At 73.1% G+C, this 16366-nt stretch carries 13 protein-coding genes; 7 read left to right on the plus strand and 6 right to left on the minus strand.

Features of this window, described 5'->3' with window-relative positions; all coding sequences use genetic code 11:
- Positions 1-13: 13 nt before the first annotated feature.
- Together WME82_RS31445 and WME82_RS31450 are read right to left on the minus strand one after the other, a co-directional pair.
- On the minus strand, positions 14-502 hold the full coding sequence (locus WME82_RS31445) for an acyl-CoA thioesterase (RefSeq protein WP_438038323.1): 489 nt from the start codon (positions 500-502) through the stop codon (positions 14-16).
- A 55-nt stretch (positions 503-557) separates the two neighbouring features.
- Positions 558-3446 carry an ATP-binding protein gene (locus tag WME82_RS31450; protein ID WP_438038324.1) on the minus strand — a complete coding sequence of 963 codons (2889 nt, stop codon included), beginning with the start codon at positions 3444-3446 and terminating at the stop codon, positions 558-560.
- A gap of 42 nt (positions 3447-3488) precedes the next feature.
- On the opposite strand from WME82_RS31450, the gene WME82_RS31455 reads away from it, so the two are divergent.
- The gene (locus WME82_RS31455) at positions 3489-4664 is read left to right on the plus strand and encodes a hypothetical protein (RefSeq protein ID WP_438038325.1); all 1176 of its coding nucleotides are present in this window, start codon (positions 3489-3491) and stop codon (positions 4662-4664) included.
- Positions 4665-4680: 16 nt separating this feature from the next.
- On the opposite strand, the gene WME82_RS31460 is transcribed toward WME82_RS31455, so the two are convergent.
- Together WME82_RS31460 and WME82_RS31465 are read right to left on the minus strand one after the other, a co-directional pair.
- The gene (locus tag WME82_RS31460) at positions 4681-5307 is read right to left on the minus strand and encodes a hypothetical protein (protein ID WP_438038326.1); all 627 of its coding nucleotides are present in this window, start codon (positions 5305-5307) and stop codon (positions 4681-4683) included.
- A 150-nt stretch (positions 5308-5457) separates the two neighbouring features.
- Positions 5458-6783, minus strand: coding sequence for a penicillin-insensitive murein endopeptidase (locus WME82_RS31465; protein ID WP_437851056.1), 1326 nt, complete (start codon positions 6781-6783; stop codon positions 5458-5460).
- A 353-nt stretch (positions 6784-7136) separates the two neighbouring features.
- Here WME82_RS31465 and WME82_RS31470 point away from each other — a divergent pair, with 353 nt between their 5' ends.
- From WME82_RS31470 to glmM, 6 genes are all read left to right on the plus strand, one after another.
- Positions 7137-7895, plus strand: coding sequence for a CoA transferase subunit A (locus WME82_RS31470; RefSeq protein ID WP_437740179.1), 759 nt, complete (start codon positions 7137-7139; stop codon positions 7893-7895).
- Between the two features lie 23 nt (positions 7896-7918).
- Complete coding sequence (locus WME82_RS31475) at positions 7919-8584, plus strand: CoA transferase subunit B (RefSeq protein WP_012238413.1); 666 nt, start codon at positions 7919-7921, stop codon at positions 8582-8584.
- Between the two features lie 10 nt (positions 8585-8594).
- Positions 8595-9452 carry an acetyl-CoA carboxylase, carboxyltransferase subunit beta gene (accD, locus tag WME82_RS31480; protein ID WP_437740180.1) on the plus strand — a complete coding sequence of 286 codons (858 nt, stop codon included), beginning with the start codon at positions 8595-8597 and terminating at the stop codon, positions 9450-9452.
- Positions 9449-10771: a bifunctional folylpolyglutamate synthase/dihydrofolate synthase gene (locus WME82_RS31485; protein WP_438038327.1), complete on the plus strand. Its 1323-nt coding sequence runs from the start codon at positions 9449-9451 to the stop codon at positions 10769-10771. Before accD ends, WME82_RS31485 begins: the two co-directional genes overlap by 4 nt.
- Before the next feature lie 112 nt (positions 10772-10883).
- Positions 10884-11909 (plus strand): SDR family NAD(P)-dependent oxidoreductase, encoded by a 1026-nt coding sequence (locus WME82_RS31490; RefSeq protein WP_438038328.1) that lies wholly within the window; start codon positions 10884-10886, stop codon positions 11907-11909.
- Positions 11910-12182: 273 nt separating this feature from the next.
- A complete protein-coding gene (glmM, locus tag WME82_RS31495) occupies positions 12183-13625 on the plus strand; it encodes a phosphoglucosamine mutase (protein WP_012238417.1) in 1443 nt (480 codons plus the stop codon).
- A gap of 73 nt (positions 13626-13698) precedes the next feature.
- Here glmM and WME82_RS31500 read toward each other — a convergent pair whose 3' ends face one another.
- Both WME82_RS31500 and WME82_RS31505 read right to left on the minus strand, forming a co-directional pair.
- Positions 13699-14706, minus strand: a complete 1008-nt coding sequence (locus WME82_RS31500) for an ABC transporter ATP-binding protein (protein WP_437851064.1) — start codon at positions 14704-14706, stop codon at positions 13699-13701.
- Positions 14703-16130 carry a sigma-54-dependent transcriptional regulator gene (locus WME82_RS31505; protein ID WP_437293693.1) on the minus strand — a complete coding sequence of 476 codons (1428 nt, stop codon included), beginning with the start codon at positions 16128-16130 and terminating at the stop codon, positions 14703-14705. Before WME82_RS31505 ends, WME82_RS31500 begins: the two co-directional genes overlap by 4 nt.
- Positions 16131-16366: the final 236 nt, after the last annotated feature.

The raw sequence follows: 16366 nt of genomic DNA on the forward strand, positions 1-16366 counted from the left end.
GCGGCGATCACGATCACGCGCCGCGGCCGCCCCCGCGCCGCGAGAGCCGCCGCGCGCGCCGCTCCGCCGCGGCCTCGGCGAGGCGGCGATCGTCGTCCGTCTCGAGGAGGATCGGCGGCACCGAGGTCGGCCTGAGCGACGCGTCGACGGCCACGAACGTCACGAAGGCCGTGACCATGGGCCAGATGGCGCCCGTCATCGCGTCCTCCCCCTCGACCGACACCAGGATCTCGAGCGACGTGCGGAAGGTCGCCGTCACCCGCGCGGCCAGACGGACGACCTGACCGACCTTGATCCCATGATCGAACGAGAGGTCGTCGATGCCCGCGGTGACGACCGCGCTGCCGGTGTGCCGCTGCGCGCAGATGGCAGCGCACAGGTCGATCCACGCGAGCACCTGCCCGCCGAAGATCGAGCCGAGCGCGTTCGCGTGCGTCGGCAGGACGTACTCGGTCATCGTCGTGAGCGACTCGGAGACGCGCTTCTCGTGCGGGGCCTTCACCCGGCATGCGTATCACGGGCGCCCCCCGCGCCAGAGCACGCCGGGTCGCCCGGCGTCAGCTGGAGGTCGAGGCCCTGCCCGGGTTCGGGAACGACGGCTCTTCGGGGGCCGGCGAGCGGCCAGGGCTCGCGCTGACCGACGACTTCGTGGGGACCGACTGGCCCGGCGGGCCCGTCGGGAGCGTGGGCTCGTCCTCCAGGCGCACCGACGTGACCTTCAGCCGCGCGAAGATCGCCTCGGCCTTCTCGTTCATCGCCACCGCCTCGCGCCGCGCCGCCATGTTCGCCACGAAGCTGCGATCGGTCGTCAGGAACCGCGCGTAGGCCTGGAACGTGCGCGCGAGCTCGAGCTCGTTCCCCGTCTCCTCGAAGATGCTCACCGAGCGCGCGAAATATGCGCGCGCGCTCTTCGTGTGCGCGCTGCCCCAGCCGCCCGCCGCCGTGATCTCGCCGAGCGTCCGTAGCGCGATGCCGAGGTGCACCTTGCTCCGGACCGAGGCGAACAGGTCCACCGCCCGGCTGATCGAGTCGCGCGCCTTCTCCAGATCGCCCCGGAGCATGTAGGCCTTCCCGAGGGCGCGCCGCGCCTCGGCCAGGCCGAGCCGGTCGCCGAGCTCGTCGCAGAGCTCCTCGGCCTGCTGCAGCACGCGCACCGCCTCGTCGGGATCGCCGCTCCGGTAGAGCGTCCCGCCGATGTTCGTCAGGATCAGCGCCGTCCGGTTGCGATCGCCGACCTGCCGCGCCACCTCCAGCGCCTCCTCGAAGAGCTCGAGGGCGTGGCGGTGATCGCGCTGGTCCTGCGCGATCATGCCGAGGTTGTTCAGGCTCATCACGACGCCGAGAAGGTCCGAGATCTCGCGCCGGATCGCGAGCGACCGCTCGAACGTGTTGAGCGCCTGCTTGAACTCGCCCGAGTCCTGCAGGGCGAGGCCGAGGTTGTTCAGCGACAGCGCGATCGAGCGGCGATCCCCCATCCGCTCGCGGCGGGCGAGCGCGTCGCGCAGCCATTTCAGCGCCTCCTGGTACTCGCCCCGGAGCCAGTGCAGCTTGCCGATGTCGTCGATCGTCGAGGCGATCCCCCGCTCGTCCCGCGCGCCCTCGAAGAGGCGGAGCGCGGTCGTGAGGTGCTTGCCGGCCTCGTCGAGCGAGCCGCTGTCGCGGTAGAGCCGCCCGATGCGGTTGTGCGCGGCCCCGCCCTTGCGCCGGTTGTCGAGCCGGTAGGCGAGCGTCAGCATCTCGCGGAACGCGGCGAGCGCGTCGTCGATGCGCCCGGCGAGCTGGAGGACGTCGCCGTAGTCGTGGAGCGCGTCGATGCGCCGGGCGACGTGCGCGTCGCCGAGCAGCGAGAGCCCGCGCGCGTAGTACTCCGCCGCCTTCGCGTTCGAGTAGCGCCCGCGCGCCACGTCCCCGGCGTCGAGCAGCGAGAGCCCCGCCCGGACCGCGTCGCCGATGCGCTCGCGGTGCGTCGCGAGCTCGGCGAGGAGCTCCTCGCTCGCGCGCACCGCCACCTGCTGCTCCAGCCACTCGGCGATCGCGTGGTGGTACCGCCGCTGGGCCGCGGCGCTCATCCGCTTCTGGAGCGCCTCGCGCTCCTTGGCGTGCACGAACACGTACTCGTCCGAGCCCGCGAAGCTCGACTCGCTCTGCTTGCGCAGGTAGCCGCGGTCGCACAGCGAGCGCAGCGCGGCGTTGATCCGGTCGAGATCCTTGTCGCTCTGCTCCTCCCCCCACAGGTCGGGGGCCTGGCTGCCGGCCCTGCCGAGGACGAACAGCGCGCCGCTCCAGAACACCGGGCCGATCGTCGCGGCCTGCTCGAGCAGCTGCCGGCCGTCGTGATCGAGCGCGGCGAGGCGGACGTTCACGGCGTCCTCGACCGTCATCGGCAGGCGCGCCGTCGACAGCTTCCCGAGGTGCACGCGCCAGCGCGGCCCGCCCGCGGAGTCGGGCGAGAGCTCCTCGATCACGCCCTGCTCGTGGCAGATGCGGACCATCTGCTCGAGCAGCGCCGGGTTGCCGTTCGCGAAGGAGCAGGCCGCCTCGACGAGCTCCGCCGGCACGCCCGGCTGGAACTGCGACTCGGGGCGCTTCACGTCCACGCCGTCGACGCCGTCGGCGACGTCGGCGACGTCGACGACGTCGACGACGTCGATGATGACGACATCGTCGCTCCCGCGCGGCGCGCAGGGCGCGAGCAGCGCCCTCGCCATCTCGGCCGCGGCGGCCTCGCCGAGCGGCGTGAGCTCCAGGAGCACGTGGCGCCGGTCGCCGACCTTGCCCCAGTCGTCCTGGCGGGTGAGCAGCTCCGGGCGGGCGGCGCAGACGATCAGGACCGGGCCCGTGAGGTACTCGATGAGGTAGCGCAGGAGCGCGAGGGAATCGTCGTGGGCCGCGTGGAGGTCCTCGAAGATGAGGCACAGGGGGCCGTGGACGGCGTCCGCCTCGAGGAACGCCTTCAGGACGGCGCGGCGGATGAGGTCGGCCTGCGCAGGATCGTCCTGCACCGCGCGGGTGAGCGGGCTGTCGCCGAACGCGAGCCCGATGAACTGGCCGAGGAAGTAGATGACGTCGCCGACCTTGCGGTCGCCCATCACGTGCGCGACCTGCGAGCGGACCTCGGCGCGGGCCGCGTCCTTGTCCATGCCGTCGGAGAGGCCGAAGCGGGCGCGCAGGAGCCGCGTGAAGACGCCGTACGCGGACGCCATGTCGCCGGTGCTGCCCGAGGTGACGCGCAGCGCGGCGGAGCCCTGGCGCCGCCGCTCGAGGAACTCGCGCACGAGCCTGCTCTTGCCGATGCCCGGCGGGCCGACGAGCGTCACGGTCCGCGTGGAGCGCTCCCGCTCCACCGCGTCGAGCGCGCGGGCCAGGGCCGACAGCTCCGCCTCGCGCCCGATCAGCGGCGCGAGCGCGGGCGGCGCCGCGCCAATTGCACTGTCCTCTCGGCTCATCTCCTGGCCTCCACGTCCCCGGGTGCCGCAGCGCCGGACACGATGTCCGGAGCCTATACCAGGTTCGGCTTCGGTGGCGTGTGCGGTAAGCTGCCGGGCGTGGACGGCGAGGGCACGGGGACGTCGGGGAGCACGGCGCATAGCGCCGCGGAGATCCGCGGGCGCATCACGGCTTGCTTCAGCATGGCCGAGCTGCGCCGCTTCGCGGAGGAGCTCGGCGTGCCGGACATCCCCTGGGAGCGGGGGATCCAGGGAGCGGCGTACGAGCTCGTCCGCCGCTTCGAGCAGCGGCGCGAGCTCGGGCCGCTCGTCGAGCGCCTCCGCGCGGCGAGGCCGCTCGTGGAGTGGCCCGACACGCCGACGGTGCCGTCCGCCGCGTCGAGCGAACCTGCGCACACCGATATCCCCAGGCCGGCGCCGCTGCCGAACCTCTCGCCGATGGTGGCCCCATCACCTCCCCTGGAGGTCGCGACGCTGGCGCCGCCGGCGATCTCGCCTACCCCGCGGACACCGAACGTCACCGGGCCGCAGCCCGCGAATGCGCGGCCGCCCGGCGCCGCGGGGCCGGCTCAGCTCCCGGCCGGCTCGCCGCGCGCCGGCGCGCCGGCGCGCCGGCCGCGCCGCATCGACTCGCGGCTCGCGCTCGCCGCCCTGGGGCTCGTGGCGGTAAGCCTCATCGTTGCCTTCCTCATCGGCAGGGCGTCGAGCGCGCCGGGCGACGACGCGGCGCGCGGGAGCGCCGCGTCCGCGAGCGCCGCGCAGAAGGGCGCCCCACCGCCAGCGGCGCGGCCAGACGGGGTCGCGTCACGCGCTGCCGCCGCGATCGACCGCAGGCTCGAGAGCCTGGCGCGGGCGTGCGAGATCCCGCCTGGCTCGGCGGAGGACGTGATGCGCCGCGCCTTCGAGCGCTGCGGGCCGCCGCCCGCCTCGGCGGGGCACCGGACGACGCCGGCGCAGCGGATCGATCCGCCTGCCGCACAGGCGCCGGGCGCGCTGCCGGCGTCTCCAGGGGCGGGGCCGCGTGCGGCGGCCGCGACCGGCCTTGCGCCCGCCGGCGGCAATGCCGGGTGCGTCGGGGCGTGCGAGCGGCGACACCAGGCGTGCAGGGCGACGCAGTGCGGTAAAGAGCCCACGCAGAGCACGCAGTACCAGCGTTACCAGGGCTGCCTGTCGGATTGTCTGGAGCAGGCGTCCAAGTGCCGCCTCGGCTGCCTCTGAGCCTCAGGGCGACGCGTCAGGGCGACGGCCGGCTGCGGCGCATCACGTTGACCGTGACGGTCGGCTCGTGCTCGGGGCAGCCGGTGCGACCGGCCTGGCTCGGGTCGAAGTCGATGCGAAAGCAGGTCTTGCAGACGCAGAGATAGGCGTCGTGGAACGCGCGGAAGTTGAGGATGTCCGCGGCGAAGAGGCTGAGGACGATGTCGCTGAGCAGGTCTTCCTCGCGCGGGCACGGCTCCCACGGCCCGAGGCCTCCGGCGCGGCGCACGCGCCCGCTGTCGATGGCCGCTGCGAGGAAGCGATCGTCCGCGGCGGGCGGCATGAAGGCGCGAAGCGAGGCGAGCACCCGGAGCCGCGCCGCGTCGACGAGCTGCTCGATCTCGGACGCATCCGGGGCCGTCGGGGCCTGATGGCCGAGCGCCACCTGCTTGGAGAAGCCCTCGGTCACGTAGCCCGGTCGCTGCATCCTCCCGGCGGCCACGAGGTGCTTCTCGAACCAGATCCCGAGCGCCGCCGCGCTCCGGGGAGGCCTGCCGACGAACGTGAGCGCCGCGAGCAGCGCGCGGCGCTCGTGATCGCTGGCGACGAGCGATACTGCGGACGGCAGCGTGGGAATCGAGGTGTGGGAGTCCTCTTGCGGCATGAACACCCCTTTGCTCTGCCCCAGTCTGCCCGAGGTCTTCTCTCGGGGTCCAGGCGTGATGGCGCCCCGGTCGGAGATTGCGGAACTTCCTGCAATGCGTCGCGTTACCGGCTCTTTGCCGCTTTTGTAGTGAACGGCGCGCAACGGATCTCAGTCCGTGATCTTGAGCACTCCGCTGTCGTCGAGCGCGCCGCTCGCGTCGGCGCCGTCCGAATCTGCCTCGATCTCCGCCTCGGACGCAGCGGGACGCAGGAACGACAGATCGAGGCCGCCCATGGGCTGCTGCGCCGCCGCGCGCGTGGCAGCGAGTGGCAGCGCCTCGGCGTCGGCAGCGGCGTGCGGGGCGGCGCGGCGCGCTTCCCGCTCAGGTCGCTTGTCGTCGCGGCGCGAGGGCTGCGCTGGGTCGCGCCGGCCGGCGCCGGGCTCGCGGGGCCGCTCCGGCGCTGGCGCCGCGGCGGCCTTCGGCGGGCGCGCGGCCTCCGCGCGCGCGGACGGCGGCGGTGTCCGGAGCGCCCTGTCCGTCTTCCTCGCCATGCGCGCGCGGGCGCGGGAGGGGGCGTTCTTCGCGAGCTCGATGCAGCTGCCGCGCATGGCCGCCGGGCAGGAGATGCGCACGTGCATGTGGTCGTCGTGCGCCTCGGCGCCCGTGGGCTGCATCATCGCGAGCTGCGCGCGGACGAGCAGCGCGCGGGAGACGCCGATCCGCTTGGCGTGCGCGATCAGCGCGGACCGGAGCGGATCGGCGATGAAGATGTGGCTCACGCGGGCGCGAGGATCGGTGAGCAGGTGCTGGACGAGCAGCCAGTTGCGCGGCAGGTCGAAGCGCGCCCCGGGCACGTTGGTCGAGGCGAGCCGGGCGTCGAACCGGAGGAAGATCGGCGCGTGGACCTGCTTGCCGCGCGCGTCGAGCGCGTAGAAGCCGAGGTCGACGTCGCGGCCGCTCTCGTGGGAGTTGTGGCGGTGGACCTCGCCGCCGCGCTGGCGCGACAGGTCGCCGACGTCGAGCACGGCGCCCGGGAAGCGCTTGGCCACGCCGCGCGCCGCGCGCTCGATCATGCCCACGAGCGCCGGTAGCCCCCAGCGGACGTCGGCGCCGGCATAGGCGGGCACGACGCGCACGTCCTTGCGCGAGGTGTCGAGCCGCACGCCGCCATCGAGGCGCCCTTCGTTGGGATGGCCGACCGACGAGGCGGGCGCCTGGGGCGCGGCCTTCTCTCTGGCCGGCTCGGACGATCGCGGGCCCGCGTCGCCGGCGCGGGGGCGGTGGCCCTTGCTGTCGTCCTTCGCGAGCCGCGCGCGCGGCGCGCGCTTCGTCGTCCCGCGCGCCCTGGCGGCAGCCGCGGCGTCCCGCGGCTTTGCTTCCGCGGTGGAGCGCGCGTGCGAGCGCGCCGGCGCATCCGGCGCCGCGGCGGCCGCCCGGGAGCCGGACAGGGAGAGCGCCAGGATCGTGAACAGCACGGAGAGCGGTCGAGGCACACCGGTGCGTTACGGGGTTTCCGCGGGCCGGGCCAAGAAGCCGGCGCCGCCAGGCCGCGCCCTCCGAGGGCCGCTCCCGAGACCTGCGCCGAGAGCGTGCGCCGAATGTGCGCTGGCAGGTGCGGTGAACGAGCGCAGGCGGACGCGACGAGCGCCTCATGCACCCCGGACACACGCGAGGTTCCCGTCGCCCGCCGGAAGCGCGGCCGAGAAGCGCGGATCACCTCGCAGCGCCGCGCCGCGGCCGGCGCCGCCCGGCCCCTGTGCCGCGCTGCGGCGCCGGCGCCACGGCATGTCGCAGCGGCAGCGGAGGCTTTTGCCTCGCGGCCAGTTGGGCTACCTCTCGGTCGGCCATGGACAAGGTCTACAAGAGCGCGCTGGATGCCGTGAGGGACATCCCGGGCGGCGCCACGATCCTCTCGGGCGGCTTCGGCCTCTGCGGCATCCCGGAGAACTGCATCGCGGCGCTCCGGGAGCTCGGCACGAAGGATCTCGTGGTCGTGTCCAACAACTGCGGAGTCGACGCCTTCGGCCTGGGGATCCTCCTTCAGAACCGGCAGATCCGGAAGATGATCTCGTCGTACGTCGGCGAGAACAAGGAGTTCGAGCGCCAGTACCTGAGCGGCGAGCTCGAGGTCGAGCTCACGCCGCAGGGCACGCTGGCCGAGCGCATCCGCGCCGGAGGCGCCGGGATCCCTGCGTTCTACACCCCGACCGGGGCGGGCACGGCCATCAGCGAGGGCGGGCTGCCCGTGCTCTATGGCCCGGACGGCGCAGTGAAGAGGTACTCCGAGAAGAAGGAGGTGCGCCAGTTCGACGGCCGCGACTACGTGCTCGAGCCCGCCATCCGCGGCGACTACGCGCTCGTGAAGGCCTGGAAGGGCGACCGGTTCGGCAACCTCGTCTACCGCCACACCGCCATGAACTTCAACCCGATGATGGCGATGGCCGCGAAGGTGACGATCGCCGAGGTGGAGGAGCTCGTCGACGTCGGCTCGCTCGACCCGGACCACATCCACACGCCCGGGATCTTCGTGCACCGGATCTTCCAGGGCGAGCGCTTCGAGAAGCGGATCGAGCGGCGGACGGTGCGCAAGGCGTCGGCCGCCTAGGCGGCGCGGGGACAGGGGACACGATGGGACTTACGCGGGAACAGATCGCGCAGCGCGCCGCGCTGGAGCTCAAGGACGGCTACTACGTCAACCTCGGCATCGGGATGCCGACGCTCGTCGCCAACTACATCCCCGCGGGGATCGAGGTGGTGCTCCAGAGCGAGAACGGGCTGCTCGGCATCGGCCCCTACCCGATCGAGGGCGCGGAGGACCCGGATCTCATCAACGCCGGCAAGGAGACCGTGACGATGCTCGCCGGCTCCGCGATCTTCTCGAGCGCCGAGTCGTTCGCGCAGATCCGGGGCGGCCACATCGATCTCGCGATCCTCGGGGCCATGGAGGTCTCCGAGAAGGGCGATCTCGCCAACTGGATGATCCCCGGCAAGATGGTGAAGGGGATGGGCGGGGCGATGGATCTCGTGGTGAGCGCGAAGCGCGTCGTCGTGATCATGGATCACGCGGCGAAGAACGGCGCGCCGAAGATCCTGAACGAGTGCGCGCTGCCCCTCACCGGGCGGGGCGTCGTCCACCGGATCATCACCGATCTCGCCGTGCTCGATGTGACGCCCGAGGGGCTCGTGCTGCGCGAGCTCGCGCCCGGCGTGAGCGCCCGAGAGGTGCAGGAGAAGACACAACCAACGCTCCGGGTCCCCTCCGACGTGAACGAGATGGACCTGCGGAGCGCCTGAGGGCTCGCCGATGACCTGGCCTGAAAAGACCCTGCCGACGACCGACGCGAGCGAGAAGCGCTCGCTGGGAGCGGGCGTGTTCCGTCGCTGCGACGGCTGCTCGCACACGCACGACGCCGCCGAGCTCGCGCGTACCTTCGAGGTGTGCTCGCAGTGCGGCCACCACCACAAGCTCGACGCCGACGGGTGGCGGAGGCTCCTGCTCGACGACGGCGAGCTCGCCGCGTGGGACGAGCACCTCGTCCCGAACGACCCGCTCCGGTTCAGCGACGGCAAGAGCTACCGGGACCGCGTCGCGGCGCTCCACAAGAAGGGCCGCGCGAAGGAGGCGATCGAGATCGGCCGCGGCAGGCTGGGCGGCCGCGACATCGCTTACGGCGCGTTCGTCTTCGCCTTCATGGGCGGGAGCATGGGCTCGGTCGTCGGCGAGAAGATCACCCGCCTGTTCGAGCGCGCGACGCGCGAGGAGCTCCCCGTGGTGCTCCTCCAGGCGTCGGGCGGCGCGCGGATGCAGGAGGGCATCCTCTCGCTGATGCAGATGGCGAAGAGCGTGTCCGCGCTCGAGCGGTACCGCAAGGCGCGGCTGCCGTTCCTGTCGGTGCTGCTCCACCCGACGACGGGCGGCGTCGCGGCGAGCTTCGCCTTCCTGGGCGACGCGAACATCGCCGAGCCCAAGGCGCTCATCGGCTTCGCCGGCCCGCGGGTCATCGAGAACACGATCCGGCAGACGCTGCCGGCGGGCTTCCAGCGGTCCGAGTTCCTGCTCGACCACGGGATGGTCGACGCCATCGTCCCGCGCCCCGAGATGAAGGCGTACATCGGGACGCTGCTCCAGCACCTCACGGCCAGCCGCCGGGCGCGGCGATGACCTCGGCGGCGCCGCGGCTGCCCGCGCTGCTCGAGGCGCTCGGGCAGCGGGCGCCGCGGGGGATGGAGCTCGGGCTCGGCCGGGTCCGCGAGGCGCTCTCCGCGCTCGGCGATCCCCACGAAGGCCTCCCGGCGGTGCACGTCGCCGGCACGAACGGCAAGGGCAGCGTGTGCGCGATGGTCGAGTCGATCGCGCGCGAGGCCGGGCTCCGGACCGGCCTGTACACGTCGCCGCACCTGTCTCGCTTCGCCGAGCGCATCCGCGTCGGGGGAGAGATGATCGGCGACGCGGCGCTCGAGCGCGCGCTCGCCGCCGCGCTCGAGCGTGTCCCCTCGCCGCTCACGTTCTTCGAGGCGCTGACGGTCGCCGCGTTCGTGGCCTTCCGCGAGGCGGACGTCGACCTCGCGATCCTCGAGGTGGGCCTCGGCGGGCGGCTCGACGCCACGAACGTGATCTCGGCGCCGCTCTGCACGGCGATCACGTCGATCGCGCTCGACCACCAGGCCGTGCTCGGCCCGACGCTGACGGACATCGCCCGGGAGAAGGCGGGCATCCTCAAGGCGGGCGCGCCCGCGGTGCTCGGCCCCCTCGATCCGGAGGCCGACGCCGCGATCGAGGCGGCCGCGCAGGCGATCGGCGCCGGGCCTCGCCTCCGCGTCGCGCCGGCGGAGCGCGGCGGGAGCGCGGGCGAGATCGCGGTGGGGCGCGGCGGACGCGGGGCAGGCACGGCGCGCGTCGCCGGGCCGGGGCGCCGCGAGATCGAGGTGGAGCTCGGCCTCCGCGGCGCGCACCAGGCTGAGAACGCGGGCGTGGCGTGCGGCATCGCGTGGCAGCTCGCCGGGCGGTGGCCCGAGGTCGAGCGGGCGCTCGCGGGTGGGCTCGCCGCGGCCCGCTGGCCCGGTCGCCTGGAGCGGATCGACGCGGGCGGCGTCCATGTCCTGCTCGACTGTGCGCACAACCCGCACGGCGCGCAGGCGCTCGCGGCGTGGCTCGACGAGGGGGGTCCGGGGGCGGCGCTCACCACCCTCGTGTTCGGGGCGATGGCCGACAAGGGGTGGGGCGAAATGCTACAGTTGCTCGCGCCACGAGCGCACCGTCGGCTCTATGTGACGCCGAAGGGCCGCGCGGCCGCGCCGCTCGATGCGCTGCGCGGGGTCGCGCCGGGCGAGGCGATCGGCGATCCGCGCGCCGCGGTGGCGCGCGCTATCGAGGCCACCGCGCCGGGCGGGCTCGTGGTCGTGGCCGGCTCGATCTACCTGGTCGGCGAGGTGCGCTCGGCGCTGCTCGGCATCGTGGCGGATCCGGTCGTCACGCTCTGAAGCGGGCGCGAGCAGCGCGCTGTGCAGGCGCGTCGCTGCCCGCCCGCGCGCGGCGGGTGGCACGGGCGATGCCGTCCTCCGCGGCATGGCGTTCAGAAAGCGGCGTTCTCCGGTGCTCTTCTCTGCGGCGGCCCTCGTGGCGGCCGCGCTCGCGCGGGCGGCGTTCCGCGCCCTGCGGCAGCTCGATCTGCGCGGCCGGGTCGTGGTCATCACGGGCGGCTCTCGCGGCCTGGGGCTGCTGCTGGCCGAGGAGTTCGGCCGGCACGGCGCCCGGGTGGCGATCGCCGGCCGCGACGCGGAGGCGCTCTACCGGGCGGAGCAGCGGCTGCAGGCGCTCGGCGTCGAGGTGCACGCGGCGGCGTGCGATCTCGGCGACCGCGCCGCGGCCGAGGCGTTCATCGACGGCGTGGCGAGGGCGTTCGGCCGGATCGACGTGCTCGTCAACAACGCCGGCGTGATCCAGGTCGCGCCGATGCAGGACCTCCGGGTGGAGGAGCTCGACGAGGCGATGCGCTCGAACTTCTGGAGCGCGGTCCACGCGACGCTGCGCGCGCTGCCGCACCTGAGGCGGCATGGGCGGGCGGCGCGCATCGTGAACGTGGTGTCCATCGGCGGGCGCGTCGCCGTGCCGCACCTGCTCGGGTACAACGCGTCGAAGTTCGCGATGATGGGCTTCTCGGAGAGCGTGCAGGCGGAGCTCACACACGGCGGCGCGAGGGGTCCGCGCGTCACGACGGTGATCCCGGGGCCGATGCGCACGGGGTCGATCTACAACGCCGCGTTCGGCGGCAGCCCGCAGCACGAGTTCGGCTGGTTCGGCCTGGCCTCGTCGCTCCCGATCGCGACGATCGACGCGCGGCGCGCGGCGCGGCGGGTGGTGGCGGCGGCGCGCGAGGGGCGCGCGGAGGTGAAGCTCGGGCTGTCGTCGTACCTGCTGAGCTGGGCGCACGGCATCGCGCCCCAGGCGACGGTGAGGCTGATGGGCCTCATCAACGCGCTCCTGCCAGCGCCCGGCGGCGGCGAGGGCACGACGAAGGGCCGGGACCTGCGCACGCCGGCGCAGGGGTCCGTCTTGCTGCGCCTGAGCAACGCGGCAGCTCGGCGCAACAACGAGGCGCCGCCGGCAGCGGCGCGATAGCGACCGCGCTGCAAAAGCGGCGCGATGGCGACCGCTGCAAGAACGGCGCGGTAACGACCGCGCTGTAACCACGGTGCGATAGCGACCGCGCTGTAAACACGGCGCGTCGCTGCCGAGCTGCAAAACAGCGCAGACGCGGCACGATAGCGGCCACGCCACAAAGCCGCGCGATGTAGGCCGCGCCAATGTCGCCGCGGCGGCGATTGGCCGTAGGCCGTCTTGGCAAAGGTTGCTAAGGGTGGTCTCCTCAGCCCCACACCACAGAGAGGGACCGTGCCGAAGCACACCAAGAAGGATCCTAGGGAGGGCGCTCCGTCGGCGACGGGCGAACCGCAGAAGCAGGCCGCAGGCCGCAAGCTCTTCGGCACCGACGGGGTGCGCGGCGTGGCGAACCAGCCGCCGATGACCCCCGAGATGGCGCTGCGGCTCGGGCGCGCGATCGCGTTCGTCGCGAGCCACGGGAAGTCGCGGCAGGTGCGGGTGGTGATCGGGAAGGACACGCGCCTGTCCGGCTACATGCTCGAGACCGCGATCGCGTCCGGCGTGTGCGCCATGGGCGGGCGCGTGATGCTGAGCGGGCCGATCCCCACGCCGGCGGTCGCGCAGCTCACGCAGAGCATGCGGGCCGACGCCGGGGTCGTGATCAGCGCGAGCCATAACCCGTATCAGGACAACGGCATCAAGATCTTCGGGCCCGACGGCTACAAGCTGCCCGACACCGCGGAGGAGGAGATCGAGCGGCTGATGGAGAGCCACGAGCTCGACGAGGCGCGGGTGGTCGGGGCGGCGATCGGCAGCGCGGTGAAGCTCGACGACGCGCGCGGCAGGTACGTCGTGTTCTGCAAGAACACGTTCCCCACGGCGCTCTCGCTGGACGGTGTGAAGATCGTCGTCGACGCGGCGCACGGGGCGGCGTACCGCGTGGCCCCCTCGGTGTTCACCGAGCTCGGCGCGAACGTGACGGCGCTCGGCGTGAAGCCGAACGGCCGCAACATCAACCGCGAGACCGGCGCCCTGCACCCGGAGCACGTGAAGGCCGAGGTGCTCAAGCGCGGCGCGGCCATCGGCATCGCGCTCGACGGCGACGCGGACCGGGTGATCATGGTCGACGAGCGCGGCGAGGTCGTGGACGGCGACGCGATCATGGCGCTCTGCGCGCTCCGGATGCTGCGCACCGGCAAGCTGCCGCGGAACACGATCGTGACGACGGTGATGTCGAACCTCGGGCTCGAGCGGGCGCTCAAGGCCCAGAGCGGGCACGTCGTGCGCACGGCGGTCGGGGATCGCTACGTCGTCGAGGCGATGCGGAACGGCGGCTACTCGTTCGGCGGCGAGCAGTCGGGGCACCTCATCTTCCTGGACCACGCGACGACGGGCGACGGCATCGTGGCGGCGCTGCAGGTGCTCGCCATCATGATGGAGGAGGACAAGCCGCTGAGCGAGCTCGCCTCGAAGGCGATGCAGCGGGTGCCGCAGGTCCTCGAGAACGCGACGTTCGCGACGCGGCTGCCGCTCGACAGCATGCAGCGGACGCGGGTCACCGTGGATCGCATCGAGAAGACGCTGGGCGACAAGGGGCGCATCCTCGTGCGCTGGAGCGGGACGGAGCCGAAGCTCCGCGTCATGGTCGAGGGCGAGGACGCGTCGACCATCGGCGCGTACGCGCTCGAGATCATCGAAGCGGCCAAGCAGGACGTCGCTGGGGCATCGGCGTAGCCACGGCTGCCCGGCCCCCGGAGAGGGTGTCCTCTGCGGGGGCCTACCGCTGTCCGAGGGACGCCGACGCTGGCTACAGCGCGCGGCGCATGAAGAGGTCTTCCAGCGTCTCGCGGCGCGGCGCCACCTCGACGACCTGCGCGCCCGCCGCGAGCGACGCCCGCAGCACCTCGCGCACGCGCGCCTCGCCCTCCACATCGACCACGACGACGTCGCCCCGGCGCGTGGTCGCGAAGCCCTTCGCGCCGAGATCCGCAAGGAGGCCTTCGCTCGCGCCCGCCAGCGTGACCTCGGTGCGCAGCACGTCGCCCCGCAGCAGCTGGCGGATCGCGCCGCTCACCACCACCTGGCCCTCGCGCAGGATCGCCACGCGATCGCACATCGCCTCGACGTCGCTCAGGATGTGCGTCGAGAAGAAGATCGTCCGGCCCTGATCGCGCTCCGCGAAGATGAGATCGCGCACCTCCTTGCGGCCGACCGGATCGAGGCCGCTCATCGGCTCGTCGAGGATCAGCATCTCCGGATCGGCGACCAGCGCGGCCGCCAGCCCCGTGCGCTGCAGCATCCCCTTCGACAGCCGGCGAACCTGCCGATCCGCCGCGTACGCGATCTTCACCTGATCGAGCACCTCCATCGCCCGCCTGCGCAGCGCCGCGCCGCGCATCCCGGAGAGGCGGCCGCAGAGCTCCACGAACTCGCGCGGGGTGAGGTAGGGGTAGACGTACGGGTTCTCCGGCAGAAAGCCGATCTTCCGGCGCGCCTCGGGCGACGGCACGCGCGCGCCGAACAGGTACGCCTCGCCGCCGGTCGGGGCGATGAGGCCGGTCAGCATCTTGATCGTCGTCGTCTTGCCGGCCCCGTTCGGCCCGAGGAAGCCGAAGATCTCGCCGCGCCGTACGCCGAAGCTCACCCCCTTGACCGCCTCGACCGCCCTCCGGCGCAAGAAACCCACCCGGAACGTCTTCAGGAGGCCGCGGACGTCGATCAGCAGCTCGCCCTCCGGCGCCCCTTCCTCGACGGAGCTGGCCGGCGCGGCACCCCGGTCGCGCGGCTCGACGATGCGCTCGGCTGCGTTGCTCATGCGCCCTCCTCCCCCTCGGGGCTCTCGCCCGGCGCGCCGTCTGCCGGCCGCGCCCGGCCGCGCGCGTTGGCCGCGCTGTACTCGTGCAGCTTGTACTGGATCTTGCGCGGGCTGATCCCGAGGATCGTCGCGGCCTTCGAGGTCGAGCCCTTGCACGCCTCGAGCGTGCGCAGGATCGCGTAGCGCTCCAGGTCGTAGATGGTGCTCCCCGGGACGCGCGGCATCGCGTCGACGGACTCGGCCGGCTCGGACGACATCTGCGCCGGCAGGTGCCGGAGCTCGATGCGCGCGCCGTCGCAGAGCACCGCGGCCCGCTCGATCGCGTTCTCCAGCTCGCGCACGTTGCCGGGGAACGAGTAGGACGTCAGCGCCGACAGCGCCTCGTCGGTGAAGCCCTCGATGCGCTTGCCGTTCTCCTGCGCATAGCGGCCGAGGAAGAACGTCGCGAGCTCGGGGATGTCGCTCCGGCGCTCGCGGAGCGGCGGGATCTCCAGGGTGACGACGTTGAGCCGGTAATAGAGGTCCTCGCGGAACACCCCCTCGGCGATGCGCTGGCGCAGATCGCGGTTCGACGCGGCGAGGATCCGCACGTCGACCTTGAGCGTCTCGTTGCCGCCCACCCGCTCGAACGTCCGCTCCTGCAGGAAGCGCAGGAGCTTCACCTGCGTGGCCAGCGGGATCTCGCTCACCTCGTCCAGGAACAGGGTGCCGCCGCTCGCCTGCTCGAAGCGGCCCTCGCGGCGGCCGACGGCGCCGGTGAAGGCGCCGCGCTCGTGGCCGAACAGCTCGCTCTCGAGGAGCGACTCGCTCAGCGCGGCGCAGTTCAGCCGGACGAGCGGCGCCTTCGCCCGCGGGCTGGCGCGGTGGATCATCTCGGCGATGAGCTCCTTGCCCGTGCCCGTCTCGCCCACGATCAGCACGCTCGCGCGGCTCGGCGCCACCTGCTCGACCAGCCGGAGGACCTTCGCCATGCTCGGGTGGCTCGCGATCACGTGCCCGAACGCGTTGCGCTCGCGCAGCCGCTCGCGCAGCCGCGAGTTCTCCTGGAGGAGCCGCGCCCGCTCCACCGCGCGCTCGACCACGACCGCGAGCACCGAGAAATCGAGCGGCTTCGTCAGGTAGTTGTACGCGCCCTTCTTCACGGCCTCGACCGCGCTCGAGATGGTGCCGAACGCCGTCATCACCACGAAGGTCGCGTCCGGCAGCGCGAGCTGCGCCTTCTCCATCATCCGGATGCCGTCGAGCCCAGGCATCTTCAGATCGGTCAGGACCACGTCGGGCGCGAACTCCTCGAGCTTGCCGAGCGCCTTGAAGCCGTCGGCCGCGGTCTCGGTCGTGTACCCCTCCTCGCGGAGGATCTCCGAGAGCGCCGCGCGCGCGTTGGCCTCGTCGTCGACGATCAGGATGCGCCCGCGGGATGCCATGGTGATGGCTTTCCTAGCATGCGCGTCCGCGGAATTGGACGGCTGCTCGGCCCCGGCCGAGCGGCGGCGGGACCGCGGGGCGCTCTGGTCGAGCACGTTTGCGACCGAGGCGCCGGCGCGGCGGCGTGGCGGCGTACGTTGCGCAGAGAAGGCCGAAAGGCTCGGCATCACCGCGCGGGGATGCCGTACTTATCGAGCCGTGCGGCGCGCCTGTCGCGGAGCTGCTGCCAGCGAAA

Source organism: Sorangium sp. So ce128 (genome assembly GCF_051525245.1).
GTDB lineage: Bacteria > Myxococcota_A > Polyangia > Polyangiales > Polyangiaceae > Sorangium > Sorangium cellulosum_B.